The organism is Bacillus cereus group sp. BfR-BA-01381 (genome assembly GCF_022663555.1).
Lineage (GTDB): Bacteria > Bacillota > Bacilli > Bacillales > Bacillaceae_G > Bacillus_A > Bacillus_A pacificus.
Genome location: NZ_JAKUFR010000004.1, coordinates 57,186 through 72,760, shown reverse-complemented (window position 1 = coordinate 72,760; position 15,575 = coordinate 57,186). Strand labels below are relative to the sequence as shown.

Genomic DNA, 15,575 nt, shown 5'->3' with positions numbered 1-15,575 from the left:
TACCCACTTTCTATTTTTATTTACGTGAAAATCCTTCTTCATCAAGGTATTCCGCAGCTTCTGGATAAGAGTTGAATGTACCGTCTAAATTTACACCAGCGTACACGTTCCACATATCGTCCTCTGAGATAAGAGTAAGGATATGACCGTCTTCGTTCTGCCATTCTTCTTCTTTTGCAGGTTCTGCAGGAACTACGATTTCTTCTTGTGATAATAGTTCAATTGATTGCTCAATTACTGAGCGTAACTCATCTGCTGAAAATTCACGGATGTTAACCATACCTTTATCATCCGTTTTGTAACCTTTAATCCCACTTGCATATACAAATCCGTTTCCATTTGGATGTAAATGATATACAACGTTCTTTTTATCTAAACGACTTTCTTCAAAGTGAAAGTTCACACGTTTTAATGATACGTTTTTTCTTTCTAATTCTGGGAAAGATTCAATGATCGATAATTTTTCTTCAAAAGTTAGCATAGTGCCTCCAAATATATAATAAAAGATTTAATTTATCCATTATATCATAGTTATAATAGTTTCCAAAGATGCGGTAGGAGCTTACAATTGAATGCGTTTACGTCACGATACTGTAAAAAGTGGACTAACGAATGTATCTATTTAGGTGTACAATGGAAAATGGACTTTATACAAAGGTGGTTATTATATGTTTCAAAAAATAGCAAAGGAATGTTTAGCAGGTTTTACTGTTGCTATTGTTGCATTGCCACTTGCCATTGCATTTGGTATTGCTGCAACGGGAACGTCTGAGGGAGCACTAGTCGGATTGTATGGTGCAATTTTTGCAGGCTTATTTGCGGCGTTATTTGGTGGTACACCTGGGCAGGTTACGGGACCAACTGGACCGATTACGGTTATTGCAACAGGGGTTATTGCGACGCACGGATTAGAGGCGAGTTTTATAGCATTTATGATGGCGGGACTGTTTCAAATTTTATTCGGTGTATGTAAGCTTGGATCTTACGTGCGGTACATTCCGTATCCTGTCGTATCAGGATTTATGAACGGAATCGCATTAATTATTATTTTAGGTGAAATGAAGCATGTGCAAAATAGTTTTCTACTCGTCGTATTAACGATTATTGTCATGATTGTTTCTGGAAAGTGGATTAAGGCTATTCCATCTAGTTTAGTTGCATTAGTAGGTGTGACAGCTATGCTTCCTTTATTTTCTTCTGTGTTAGAAGGGCTTACAGTGAAGTTACCGGTTATCGGAAATTTGTCATTAAATAAGGTAATTGAAAAGATTGGGACGATTCCAGAAGCGATGCCAACGCTTCATATTCCATCTTTAAACGGAGCAGGCGTAGCAGAACTTGTTTTACCAGCGCTTAGTATTGCTTTATTAGGATCGATTGACTCGTTGTTAACATCGGTCGTAATGGATAATGTGACGGGTACGCGTCATAAAAGTAATAAAGAACTGGTCGGACAAGGTATCGGTAATGTGATGAGCGGATTGTTTGGCGGATTAGCAGGCGCAGGTGCGACTGTACGATCTATCGTTAATATAAGAAGTGGCGGTAAAACGGCGCTTTCAGCAAGTATGCATAGTGTTATATTATTTATTTTCATTATGGGACTTGGATCGGTCGTACAATACATTCCACTTGCTGTATTATCAGGTATTTTAATTTTAACTGGTATTGGTATGTTTGATTGGGAAAGCATGAAGAAAATGCATGTAGCGCCAAAAGGTGATGTCGTTGTTATGCTCGTAACGATGATTGTCACAGTGAAGTTTGATTTAATGATTGCTGTTGCGTTCGGTATTATTCTTTCCTTCATTATATACATGGTGAAATGTAAAGAACGTAAAGCTTCTATTATAAAAGAAAAGGAAGCAACATATAAAATTAAGGGCCCACTTTCGTTTTTAACAGTGGATCGTGTTTTTTATGCTTTACAAGACGTAAAATCTCCGGTTGTTTTACGTATGAAAGATGCACGCTATATGGATGTATCAGGAGCTATGGCGTTATTGAATTTCATTGAGCAGTCGGATAAATCAGGATTGAGTGTAACGCTAGAGCAAGTGCCTGCTCATATTAAAAAGACGTTAGTAGCGATGGCGAGTAATGAGCAGAAAGATAAATTACTATTTGTAAAAACGGAAACTATATGAAGAGACACCCTTATATAAGGGTGTTTTTGTTGTTTTTAACATCTGTATATCAAGATGTTATACGTTTGTTGACATTTATTCATCTTAGCAGTATAGTAACATTCTAGATTAGGTATGTGATATTATAGTAATGTATATGAATTTTGAGATTCCTTTTTTGTCAGAAGGAAGAGCTTTAAGCTGGAGGGAATAATTGATGTACAAACAGTTACCACACGGAGTGAAGATTGGGATTACACGCTCAATTGTTGTTTCTTTTGAGAAGTATATGAAAGAAATTGAATGGAACGAAGAAAAGTTTGATATGCAACAATTTGTTGAACAGTGGAAACAGTATTTATACACAAAATCAACTTGGATCAATAAAGTAGATGATGAGTTGAAAGGACATCCAGATTTCCATCAAGCGTTAGCAATGAAAGTAAATGAAAAAATTAATGAGCTTATTAATGAAAAACCGAGCGAAGAACAAGTGGAGCAATTAAAAAGAAATAAAGTGAAGCATGCAGATGAAATGTGCAAATTAGAAGCTGAATATCATATTGAACGTTTATTCGTAACGAAATAAATTTTACATAAAGAAAAAGCCTGTCCAAAGAGGTGTGATGACCATCTTTTTGAACAGGCTTTTTGTATGAAAAAAAGTAAGAGAGGCGAGCCTCTCTATGATTAGTCTTGTGGTACAAGTGCTTTCCAAGAAGATAGGTCCATATCTTCTTTTAATATAGATGAAGCAGGGAAGACAAATGACCATGGTTTTGTAGTGTTCGCTTTAATTTCAAGGTTCGGTAATGTGAAAGCGCCTTTAACAACAACTGCACCTGTGGCATCTTCAATATGAAGAGGAAGTTGCTCTAGTTGAATGTTGTCTTTACAACCGTTACGAATAAGAAGCGTTGTATGTAAATCGCCGTTTTCTTTTCGTGCAGCTTGCAGACCTAGGAAGTTAATTTCACCATCATTTGGAGGTGTTAAATTGTCTACGAAATTACGTAAAGCTTCTTTACTTGCTTCAGGTAACTGAGCTTCCCAAGATGGATCTAAATCTAATACATGCTTACTTTCAAGTTCGAACGCTAATTCCCAATCCGTTTGCGATAATTCAGCATCTGTAATGGTTTCTTGCTCAAATGTAAAGATAAACGGCATATTTACATTTGCAGGAATATCTCCTAATGCAGAAAGGTTAAATGTTTTTCGCGCGCATAATTTTTTCTCTTTATTTAGAAGAATTAATGTAACTTCTTCGAAAGAAATTGGTTTCGGAACAGTGCTGCGAATAAATACAGCTACGTCATAACCGTTATCACGCTTTTCAATCTCAATTCCAGATAAAGAAATTTGATATTCTTCTAAACGTGGTAGTTCTTTATGTAAAAATTGATAAATGTATTTTTGTTCTTGTCCTACTGCACCCCAGCTAGGGTGGAAGTAAAGCGTTGGCTTTACAGTTTTATTTTCAGTATTTGTGCTTTCTTGTCCGAATAGTTGATTACTAGAGACAGTCGTATCTTTTCCATTTTTCTTAGCTTTTTTTAGGAATGATAACATAATCTTTCACCTCGTTATTGTACGTTTTCAGGAACACCTAAATGTCTTGCAACATAGAGGCACATTTCTTTTTCGAAATTACCATATGTGTATAAAAAGATATCTAAAGCTTCTTTTTGATAAAGACGAGTAGGGTCTTCTTGTTGATATTGTCTTAGTCCGATGCCTTCTTTTAAGTGGGTCATTGCATCTAAGTGATTGACCCAGTTCTGATCTAGGAAATGAAGGGCAACATATCGTAGCGACTGTTGTAAATCAGTATGACTATCTAGCTCATTTACGCGCTCTTTGTAAAGAGATAATGTTTCTTTCAAAACGGATTGTAAATCTTCCGGTGAATGTACATTATTCGCTGATAGTGATGGCATGTTTTCTACTGATAAAATTTCGTTTAGACTTGCTGTTAAACTAGCAAAATCCCATTCTTCTGGAAGCATACCTTCTACAAGATATTGCTTAGAAATGGCTTCTACAGCATGATCAATCATTGGAATAATAATTTCAATCATATTTGTATCTTCTTGTAATAAGTTATTACGTAATTTATAAATTACGTTACGTTGGTCATTTATTACATCGTCTAACTTTAAATTGTACTCACGCATGGAGAAATGGCTACCTTCACAAATTAATTGTGTACGGTTCACAAAGTCATGGACTTTAGAAGTTAGAATAAGTCCTGTTTCATCTGTTTTCAGTGATTTCGTTAATTTCTCGACTTCTTCTTGTGCGAAACGTTTTAGCATTTCATCTTCTAAAGAAAGGAAGAATTGAGAACTGCCTGGATCTCCTTGACGACCGGCACGACCTTTTAGCTGATTGTCAACGCGTCTTGATTCATGGCGTTCTGTACCAATTACATGTAATCCACCAAGTTCGTGAACACCCTCACCTAGTAAAATATCAGTACCTCGTCCGGCCATATTCGTTGCAATTGTAATTTGCCCTTTTTGTCCAGCTGTTGCGATTAAATCGGCTTCTTGTTCTGCACTTTTTGCATTTAATAATTGATATGTAATATTTGCTTCATCTAAGTAACGAGCAACGGTTTCTGATTGTAAAATAGACATTGTCCCAATTAAAATCGGGCGTCCTTGTTTATTGTGTTTTAGAACATCTTCACGTACAGCTTTATATTTAGCATCGGCTGTTGCGTATACGACATCCTTTTTGTCTTCACGAATGATCGGACGGTTTGTCGGAATCGGCATAACTTCCATGTTATATACACGGTTAAATTCTTTTTCTTCCGTTTTTGCTGTACCTGTCATACCAGATAGTGCTGGATACATACGGAAGAAGTTTTGAATTGTAATGGATGCTTGTGTTTGATTTTCTTCAGTGATTTCTAAGCCTTCTTTTGCTTCAAGAGCTTGGTGTAAACCGTCACTTAAAGAGCGACCATCCATAACACGACCCGTGAAAATATCTACAAGTAGAATTTTTTCATCGTGTACAATATAGTCAACATCACATTGGAAAGCGACATGAGCTCGTAATGCTTGAATCATATAATGATATAAAGTTTGATGTTCTAAATCATATAGGTTATCGATATCAAATAAATCTTCTATTTTTGTAATACCGTCTTCTGTAAAACTAGCAGATTTCGATTCTGCATCGTATGTGTAATGAAGAGTATCCTGGAATGATTTAATAACTTTTGCGCATAAATAGTGTAAATCAGAGCTACTTGATTTCTTACCAGCGATAATAAGAGGTGTCTTTGCTTCGTCAATTAAAACGCTATCAATCTCATCAATAATAGCAAAATGATAAGGACGTTGTACCTGTTCATTTTTTGAAGAGGCCATATTATCACGTAGATAGTCAAAGCCAAATTCTGTTCCAATACCGTATGTAATATCAGCTTCGTAAGCAAGTTTCTTTTCGGCAGGATCGATTTGAGGAATATTTAATCCAACCTTTAAACCTAGAAATTCATGAACTTGGCCAATTAATTCTTTATCTCGTTTTGCTAAATAGTCGTTTACAGTAATAACGTGAACGCCTTTTCCTTCAAGAGCACGTACGTATGTTGGAAGAGAAGAAACTAATGTTTTTCCTTCACCAGTTGGCATCTCTGCAATATTACCTTCTAATAGTACAAGGCCACCAATTAACTGCACATCGTAGTGGCGTAATCCAAGTACACGTTTTGCTGCTTCACGTACAACAGCGAACGCTTCAACTTTTATATCATCCACTGTTTTTCCGTCACGAAGCATGTTTTTAAATGTAATCGTTTTATGACGCAATTCTTCATCAGATAAATCAGATATTTTTTCTTCCATATTATTAATTTCTTGAACAAGTTGTTCATATTTTTTTAGTTTTCTCTTTTGAGAATCTCCTAACAGCTTTTTTACCGAATTCAGCATGTTGTAAACACTCCTCTTACTGACAATAGCTACATTATAGCACATGTTTATCCCGAATAAGTAGAAGTAGTAAATTGAAGAAATAACTGGATATAAATAAGGCGTTATTGTACATACTATATTTAAAACATAGAAAGAAAGAGAGTATTCAATGTATAAGAAATTTGGTATGATAGCTAAATGAGATAAAGTGAATTTTTTCAAAAAAGAGAAGAATATAGCTATCTCGTTTTATGTTGTAATATGTATGGAAATTATATATTGAAAGAAAAGAGCTAGAAGATGAATAATAAGTTTGTGAAAGGCGCTGCGATTTTAACGATTACAACGTTTCTATCGAAAGTGTTGGGAAGTTTTTTTCAAATCCCATTACAAAATATAGCAGGAGATGAAGTACTGGGGATTTTTCGCCTTGTTTTTCCTGTGTATATGATAGCTTTAACTTTATCGGTAGCGGGAGTACCGCTAGCTATATCAAAATTAATCGCTGAACTTCATGAGAAGAATGACGTGAATGGAATTGCCAAACTATTTACTTCAGCATCTATTATTGGAGTAATATTTGGAGTGCTTGGATTTTCAGTTATTATGATTGGATCAAGTATGTTTGCAAATATGCTTGGTGGACAAGATACGAGGCTTCCATTAATTGTCACTTCGTTTGCGTTATTAATCGCACCATATATGGCGGTATATCGAGGATATTTCCAAGGTTTTGGAGATATGATTCCTACCGGGGTGTCACAAGTAATTGAGCAGTTCATTCGTGTTTTCTTTATGTTAGCAATTGCATTTTTATTTGTATATTGGAATAAAGAGAGTGATGTTGTAACAGGCGGCGCAATGATTGGTTCTTGCCTTGGAGTAATTACTTCACTTATTTATTTGAGAATGAAGTATGTAAAAAGTATATATCGTTATAAAAGTAATACATATTCACTACAAGATTTTAAAGATAATGCAAAAAAGATACTTCAGGTCTCGATTCCAATTGCAGTTGGAGCATTATCGATGCCGGTGTTAAATTTAGTTGATTCTGTAACGATTCCACATATGTTGCATGAATCCACTACAACGATTCAAGAACAATTTGGTATATATAGTCGTGGATTTGCGTTTACACAATTAATTGTCGTGTTTGCAAGTGCGATGGTATTTCCGTTAATCCCGTTGTTAACTGCTGCATTAACAAAGAAAGATAGAGCGTTAGCAAAACAAACAATTGAACGGACAAATGAGCTTGCTCATGTTTTAACAACGCCGATAACAATCTGGCTCATGGCACTTACAATCCCGTTAAATGTTGGATTGTTTACAGATGCGAAAGGGAGCGGAATGTTAGCTATTTTAATTGGTAGTTCGTATTTTACGTCACTTATGGTATTATCAATAGGAATTTTGCAAGGAATTAACCGTTCTAAGCAAGCGGCGTGGATAGTTGTTGGAGCGAGTTTTGTAAAAGTCATATTAAATATAGTACTTGTAAGTCAATTTGGCATAACTGGTGCGGCTTATAGTACACTTATCATATATATCATGATTTGTATCGTAAACTATATATACATTCGAAAAGAATTGGCTTATTCAATTCACATGGGGAGATTTTTTGCTGTAATTGGGGTATCTAGTATAGTAGGTATAGGATTATATTTCACATCTACTTTCATAAATGTGGTAGATTCTAGACTTATTGCAATACTATATAGTGGTGTAGCGTTTTGTGTGGCCTTGTTCATATATGGCATATGCGCATTAAAGTTGAACTGGATATCCAAAAAGCAAATCCCATTTTTACGTAAGTAAATGAGTCCATAAATGAGTATGGCTATTTGTATGTTTGTGAAAGAAATCAATTTAAAGTTATCCAACTTTTCTTATTAAAGAGTTGATAGCGATTTGTTGAATGACAAAAAGTTGATTGCGAAATGTTGGAGGAGATTAAGAGTGCGGTTAGTTTTATCAGGATATTATGGTTTTTATAATGTTGGGGACGAAGCAATTTTGCAATCAATTATTAAAGCGCTACATGAAGAGGATCCTACTCTTGAGCTTGTTGTACTTTCGAATGACCCCGACTATACAAGGAAAATGTACGGTGTAGAGGCAGTGAATCGCTGGGATATAAGAGCAATTTATAAGGAAATAAAGAGAAGTAATGGCTTAATTAGCGGAGGGGGAAGCCTCCTTCAAGATAAAACGAGTATTAAAAGTATTTTGTACTATACAGGTATTATGCGAATTGCTCGTTTTTTGAAGAAGCCGTATTATATTTATGCGCAAGGAATTGGTCCAATTACGAAAAGACAAAATCGTTTATTAGTGAAATGGCAAGTATCAAAAGCGGAATATATATCAGTTCGTGATGAAGATTCATTTTTGTATTTAAAAGAAATTGGTATTAAGAAGGATATCGAACTAGTTCCAGATCCAGTATTGGCATGTCAACCAGAAGGAATAAAGTCCGAGTGGTTGCAAAAACATTCGATTCAAGGGAAAGTAATTGCAGTTAGTGTGAGGTATTGGGACGCGAAAGAAGATTATATGAAGAAGCTAGCAGATACGCTGAAAAAATTTAAGCGTGATGGATACCATATTTTATTCGTACCAATGCATGGACCATTTGATCAAAATGCATCACGCGATATTATTAATTTAATGGGAGAAGAAGCTCATATGCTTCCGTATAAGCTCGATATTCATGAGAAAATTGCAATTTTGTCGGAATGTTCGCTTCTAATCGGTATGAGACTTCATGCGCTCATACTATCTGCGGTTGCTAATATTCCTATGGTCGGTATTTCATATGATCCAAAGATCGATTCATTTTTACAACAAGTAAATCAGCCGATTATCGGAAATGTAGATGGTGATTGGACGTCTGAAACTTTGCATAATGTCGCAACGAAGCAATTAGAACAAAAAGAATATGTACAAGAAACATTGGAACAAAGAGTAGAAGAATTACGAGAGCAAATTTCAACAGCGTCTCGATACATCATAAGTGACTTGAATTCAAAAGAGTTCAAAAAAAGAGGAATGGGATCTTAATTTAAGAGGACATCCTCTTTTTTATTTTTTGAAAAAAGAAAATGTCGAAAGAAAAAATAAATTTGTAGAAAAATGTCGAATTACGTAAGTGATTGTAAACGTATGCTCATAAAAAAAGAAGTTTGAGAGATAAGATGTATGTTTAAAAATCTTAACATTAATATATATTGAATGTAGGTGCTTAGCGTTTTATTTAGTAAATGATAAAAAATAGGTATGGTAATTTCGGAAAATCTGACGGTAATAAAAATGTCGAATCATAGAAAAATAAGTTGTCGATTAATGTCGTAATATCTCTATAGTTAGATGTTGTAATTGGAAAGGTTTTTCTGTTATAGTTGTAAATGGTTATAAGAAGTTTGTTATAAATGTAATTCCGACGCGTTTTTCTATTCATTTAAAATATTCTGATTTTGAGATCTGGATCCTTTAAAATGAAAGTCGAAAAAACGGTCGTTTAGAATTGTGAAAATTCACTTTTTTGTCGAATTTAAGGTTTTAAATTAGATGAAAAGGGTGTATGATTTCTTTATGATTCTGTAATACAGGATATTCTATTATTCTGTATAAAGAATACTTTAACCACATTTATATCTACTAGTTTCAAAAATAAATAGAATATCTATTTAAAACAGTATGGAACTAGTATTACATTCCTAAGGAGGAAATATATAAAATGGCAAAGACTAACTCTTACAAAAAAGTAATCGCTGGCACAATGACAGCAGCAATGGTAGCAGGTGTTGTTTCTCCAGTAGCAGCAGCAGGTAAAACATTCCCAGACGTTCCAGCTGATCACTGGGGAATTGATTCTATTAACTACTTAGCAGAAAAAGGTGCAGTTACAGGTAACGACAAAGGAATGTTCGAGCCTGGAAAAGAATTAACTCGTGCAGAAGCAGCTACAATGATGGCTCAAATCTTAAACTTACCAATCGATAAAGCTGCTAAACCATCATTCGGTGATTCTCAAGGCCAATGGTATACTCCATTCATCGCAGCTGTAGAAAAAGCTGGCGTTGTTAAAGGTAAAGGCGACGGCAAATTCGATCCAAGTGGAAAAATCGACCGCGTTTCTATGGCATCTCTTCTTGTAGAAGCTTACAAATTAGATACTAAAGTAAACGGTCCTCTAGAAACTAAATTCGATGATTTAAAAGATAGCTGGGGTAAAGATAAAGCTAACATCCTAGTTAAATTAGGAATCTCTGTAGGTACTGGCGACAAATGGGAGCCAAATAAATCTGTAACGAAAGCAGAAGCAGCTCAATTTATTGCTATGACTGACAAGCAGTTCGGTACAACAGCAACAACAGTTGAATCTGCTAAAGCAGTTACAACTCAAAAAGTAGAAGTTAAATTCAGCAAAGCTGTTGAAAAATTAACTAAAGAAGATATCAAAGTAACTAACAAAGCTAACAACGATAAAGTACTAGTTAAAGAGGTAACTTTATCAGAAGATAAAAAATCTGCTACAGTTGAATTATATAGTAATTTAGCAGCTAAACAAACTTACACTGTAGATGTAAACAAAGTTGGTAAAACAGAAGTAGCTGTAGGTTCTTTAGAAGCAAAAACAATCGAAATGGCTGACCAAACAGTTGTAGCTGATGAGCCAACTGCATTACAATTCACAGTTAAAGATGAAAACGGTACTGAAGTTGTTTCACCAGAGGGTATTGAATTTGTAACTCCAGCTGCAGAAAAAATTAATGCAAAAGGTGAAATCACTTTAGCAAAAGGTACTTCAACTACTGTAAAAGCTGTTTATAAAAAAGACGGTAAAGTAGTAGCTGAAAGTAAAGAAATAAAAGTTTCTGCTGAGGGTGCTGCAGTAGCTTCAATCTCTAACTGGACAGTTGCAGAACAAAATAAAGCTGACTTTACTTCTAAAGATTTCAAACAAAACAATAAAGTTTACGAAGGCGACAACGCTTACGTTCAAGTAGAATTGAAAGATCAATTTAATGCAGTAACAACTGGAAAAGTTGAATATGAGTCATTAAACACAGAAGTAGCTGTAGTAGATAAAGCTACTGGTAAAGTAACTGTATTATCTGCAGGAAAAGCACCAGTAAAAGTAACTGTAAAAGATTCAAAAGGTAAAGAACTTGTTTCAAAAACAGTTGAAATTGAAGCTTTTGCTCAAAAAGCAATGAAAGAAATTAAATTAGAAAAAACTAATGTAGCACTTTCTACAAAAGATGTAACAGATTTAAAAGTAAAAGCTCCAGTACTAGATCAATACGGTAAAGAGTTTACAGCTCCTGTAACAGTGAAAGTACTTGATAAAGATGGTAAAGAATTAAAAGAACAAAAATTAGCAGCTAAATATGTGAACAAAGAATTAGTTCTGAATGCAGCGGGCCAAGAAGCTGGTAATTATACAGTTGTATTAACTGCAAAATCTGGTGAAAAAGAAGCAAAAGCTACATTAGCTCTAGAATTAAAAGCTCCAGGTGCATTCTCTAAATTTGAAGTTCGTGGTTTAGAAAAAGAATTAGATAAATATGTTACTGAGGAAAACCAAAAGAATGCAATGACTGTTTCAGTTCTTCCTGTAGATGCAAATGGATTAGTATTAAAAGGTGCAGAAGCAGCTGAACTAAAAGTAACAACAACAAACAAAGAAGGTAAAGAAGTAGACGCAACTGATGCACAAGTTACTGTACAAAATAACAGTGTAATTACTGTTGGTCAAGGTGCAAAAGCTGGTGAAACTTATAAAGTAACAGTTGTATTAGATGGTAAATTAATTACAACTCATTCATTCAAAGTTGTTGATACAGCACCAACTGCTAAAGGATTAGCAGTAGAATTTACAAGCACATCTCTTAAAGAAGTAGCTCCAAATGCTGATTTAAAAGCTGCACTTTTAAATATCTTATCTGTTGATGGTGTACCTGCAACTACAGCAAAAGCAACAGTTTCTAATGTAGAATTCGTTTCTGCTGATACAAATGTTGTAGCTGAAAATGGTACAGTTGGTGCAAAAGGTGCAACATCTATCTATGTGAAAAACCTGACAGTTGTAAAAGATGGAAAAGAGCAAAAAGTAGAATTTGATAAAGCTGTACAAGTTGCAGTTTCTATTAAAGAAGTAAAACCTGCAACAAAATAATTAAAAATCATTTGATACATGAAATGATCAATTAAAGCCTATGAGAAAATAGACAAAAGTCTATGAGTATCATAGGCTTTTTATTTTGCTCTTATTTCATATACATTTGAAGTTGAAAGGAGTAGCTCTATTGAGAAACAAATCAAAAGCGCTTTCAAAAATAGAAGAATACCTCATTGATATGTAAATTATTTGTAAATTAACACCTTTTTCTGTTAAAAAAACATTCGAAAAGAAGAAAATAATGTCGAAATGAAATAGTTTCAGTCGAATATAGTCTGAAAATTGTATTTGTTGTAAAAAATATTTAGGTGATGAAGTGGAAATATGTGCTATAATTCCAATTGTGTATTCGATATGAAAAATATACGAAGCGCATTGAGAGTGGTTTATAGGAAAACAGTTTATTCATTTCTATATTTAAGTATTATCGATATCTTAATAGTACGATAAAAAGACAGAATTATCAGAATGTGTCGAATCTTCTTTTGAGAAAGTTCTTGATAACGAATGGTTTTGTATAGTATGATGAACTTGTTTCAGAAAATGGTATTTAAACCTTATATTTACATTTAACGGTTTGTATCATTTTTTATGTGAACTACTTTTCATTATAGTGTTTTTGTTTATGTTTTTATTGTTTTATGGCTTTTCTAACTAGCTAGTTTTCAAATTTAATATGATGTGAAACTAGTAGCATATTCCTGAAGGAGGAAATTTATAAAATGGCAAAGACTAACTCTTACAAAAAAGTAATCGCAGGTACAATGACAGCAGCAATGGTAGCAGGTGTTGTATCTCCAGTAGCAGCAGCAGGTAAATCATTCCCAGACGTTCCAGCTGGACATTGGGCAGAAGATTCTATTAACTACTTAGTAGATAAAGGTGCAATTGTAGGTAAGCCAGACGGTACATATGGTCCAGTCGAATCAATCGATCGTGCTTCGGCAGCAGTAATCTTCACTAAAATTTTAAATTTACCAGTTGATGAAAATGCTCAACCTTCTTTCAAAGATGCTAAAAATACATGGGCTGCTAAATATATCGCAGCAGTTGAAAAAGCTGGTATCGTTAAAGGTGACGGCAAAGAAAACTTCTATCCAGAAGGAAAGATTGACCGTGCTTCATTTGCTTCTATGTTAGTAAGTGCTTATAACTTAAAAGATAAAGTTAATGGCGAGTTAGTTACAACATTTGATGATTTAAGAAAACATTGGGGTGAAGAAAAAGCAAACATCCTAATTAACCTTGGAATCTCTGTAGGTACTGGTACGAAATGGGAGCCAAATAAAACTGTAACTCGTGCAGAAGCAGCTCAATTTATCGCATTAACAGATAAAAAGTATGGTAAAAAAGATAATGCACAAGCATATGTAACAGATGTGAAAATTTCTGAACCAGCGAAATTAACATTAACAGGTACTGGTTTAGATAAACTTTCTGCTGATGATGTAACTCTTGAAGGAGATAAAGCTGTTGCGATTGAAGCAAGCGCTGATGGTACTTCTGCTGTAGTAACACTTGGTGGCAAAGTAGCTCCTAATAAAGACTTAAGCATTAAAGTTAAAAATCAATCATTCGTAGCGAAATTCGTATACGAAGTGAAAAAATTAGCTGTAGAAAAACTTACATTTGATGATGATCGTGCTGGTCAAGCAATTGTCTTCAAATTAAACGACGAAAAAGGTAACGCTGATGTTGAGTACTTAAACTTAGCAAACCATGACGTCAAATTTGTAGCAAATAACTTAGATGGTTCACCAGCAGAAATCTTTGAGGGTGGAAAGTCAACTTCTTCTACAGGTAAACTTGGTGTTGGCCTTTCTCACGGTGATTACAAAGTAGAGGTTCAAGTTACAAAACGCGGTGGTTTAACTGTTTCTAACACTGGTATTATTTCAGTGAAAAACCTTGATACACCAGCTTCTGCAATTAAGAGTACTGTATTTGCGGTAGATGCAGATAAAAACGGTGTAGTATACGGTAATAAATTGACTGGAAAAGACTTCAAACTAAACAGCCAAACGTTAGTGGTTGGTGAGAAAGCACAAATCCATAACGTAGTTGCTACAATTGCTGGAGAAGATAAAGTAGTTGATCCAAACTCAATTAGCATTAAATCTTCAAACAGCGGTATTATCTCTGTAGTAAACAACTACATTACAGCTGAAGCTGCTGGTGAAGCTACACTTACTATTAAAGTAGGCGACGTTACAAAAGACGTTAAATTCAAAGTAACGACTGGTTCTCGTGCGTTAAAATCAGTAAAAGCTAATCCAGATAAATTACAAGTTGTTCAAAACAAAGAGTTACCTGTTACATTTGTAACAACTGACCAATATGGCGATCCATTTGGTGCTAACTCAGCTGCAATTAAAGAAGTTCTTCCGAAAACAGGTGTAGTGAAAACTTTAGATGTAACAACAACTGATGCTGGCTCAATCGGTACAAAAACAATTGGTGTTACAGGTAATGAAGTAGGCGAAGGTACAGTTCACTTCCAAAATGCTAACGGTGAAACTCTAGGTTCATTATATGTGAACGTAACAGAAGGTAACGTTGCATTCAAAAACTTCGAACTTGTATCTAAAGTAGGTAAATACGGTGAATCACCTGATTCAAAACTTGACTTAAATGTGGCTAACACAGTTGAGTATCAATTATCTAAGTACACTTCAGATCGCGTATATTCTGATCCTGAAAACTTAGAAGGTTATGAAGTTGAGTCTAAAAATCCAGCAGTAGCTACAGCTGAAATTGTTGGAAATAAAGTTGTTGTTAAAGGTTTAAAACCAGGTAAAGTTGATATCCACTTAACGAAAAATGGTGCAACTGCTGGTAAAGCGACATTAGAAATCGTTCAAGAGAAAATCGCTATTAAATCTGTAGACTTCAAACCAGTTCAAACAGAAAACTTCGTGGAGAAGAAAATTAACATCGGTACTGTATTAGAACTTGAGAAGAGTAACCTTGATGATATCGTAAAAGGTATTAACTTAACAAAAGAAACACAACATAAAGTACGTGTTGTGAAGTCTGGCAAAGATAAAGGAACTCTTTACCTTGATACAAATGGTAATGCTCATTATGACATCTTTGACCAAAAACTTGGTGATGTAACAGTAACAGCATCAAGTGATTCAGTATTCAACAACTTTAAAGCAGACATTTATGATGCTTTAACTACTAAGTACACTGACAAAGGTACATTAGTATTCAAAGTATTAGGCGATAAGAATGTTGTAACAAGTGAAATTGGTTCACAAGCAGTACAAGTGAACGTTCTTAACAATCCAAATCTATAAGTCGATTATAGATAGAGTGAAA

Annotated in this window: 9 protein-coding genes; 6 read left to right on the top strand and 3 right to left on the bottom strand. The window is 34.6% G+C overall.

The window, feature by feature from the left end; translation table 11 throughout:
* Positions 1-16: 16 nt before the first annotated feature.
* A complete protein-coding gene (locus tag MR079_RS02530; protein WP_000955012.1) occupies positions 17-481 on the bottom strand; it encodes a hypothetical protein in 465 nt (154 codons plus the stop codon).
* 187 nt (positions 482-668) lie between these two features.
* On the opposite strand from MR079_RS02530, the gene MR079_RS02525 reads away from it, so the two are divergent.
* Together MR079_RS02525 and MR079_RS02520 are read left to right on the top strand one after the other, a co-directional pair.
* A complete protein-coding gene (locus MR079_RS02525; protein WP_242293445.1) occupies positions 669-2,147 on the top strand; it encodes a SulP family inorganic anion transporter in 1,479 nt (492 codons plus the stop codon).
* A 196-nt stretch (positions 2,148-2,343) separates the two neighbouring features.
* The gene (locus MR079_RS02520; protein WP_000278023.1) at positions 2,344-2,715 is read left to right on the top strand and encodes a hypothetical protein; all 372 of its coding nucleotides are present in this window, start codon (positions 2,344-2,346) and stop codon (positions 2,713-2,715) included.
* Positions 2,716-2,816: 101 nt separating this feature from the next.
* Here MR079_RS02520 and MR079_RS02515 read toward each other — a convergent pair whose 3' ends face one another.
* Positions 2,817-3,698 carry an accessory Sec system S-layer assembly protein gene (locus MR079_RS02515; protein ID WP_000948199.1) on the bottom strand — a complete coding sequence of 294 codons (882 nt, stop codon included), beginning with the start codon at positions 3,696-3,698 and terminating at the stop codon, positions 2,817-2,819.
* Positions 3,699-3,712: 14 nt separating this feature from the next.
* Positions 3,713-6,079: an accessory Sec system translocase SecA2 gene (secA2, locus tag MR079_RS02510; RefSeq protein WP_242293444.1), complete on the bottom strand. Its 2,367-nt coding sequence runs from the start codon at positions 6,077-6,079 to the stop codon at positions 3,713-3,715.
* Positions 6,080-6,361: 282 nt separating this feature from the next.
* Between secA2 and MR079_RS02505 the strand changes: the two genes are divergently transcribed.
* From MR079_RS02505 to MR079_RS02490, 4 genes are all read left to right on the top strand, one after another.
* Entirely contained in the window at positions 6,362-7,882 is a 1,521-nt protein-coding gene (locus MR079_RS02505) for a putative polysaccharide biosynthesis protein (RefSeq protein WP_242293443.1), read from the top strand.
* A gap of 141 nt (positions 7,883-8,023) precedes the next feature.
* Positions 8,024-9,127, top strand: coding sequence for a polysaccharide pyruvyl transferase CsaB (csaB, locus tag MR079_RS02500; RefSeq protein WP_098229159.1), 1,104 nt, complete (start codon positions 8,024-8,026; stop codon positions 9,125-9,127).
* 676 nt (positions 9,128-9,803) lie between these two features.
* A complete protein-coding gene (gene sap, locus MR079_RS02495; RefSeq protein WP_139868945.1) occupies positions 9,804-12,248 on the top strand; it encodes an S-layer protein Sap in 2,445 nt (814 codons plus the stop codon).
* 725 nt (positions 12,249-12,973) lie between these two features.
* On the top strand, positions 12,974-15,553 hold the full coding sequence (locus MR079_RS02490) for an S-layer homology domain-containing protein (protein ID WP_139868944.1): 2,580 nt from the start codon (positions 12,974-12,976) through the stop codon (positions 15,551-15,553).
* Positions 15,554-15,575: the final 22 nt, after the last annotated feature.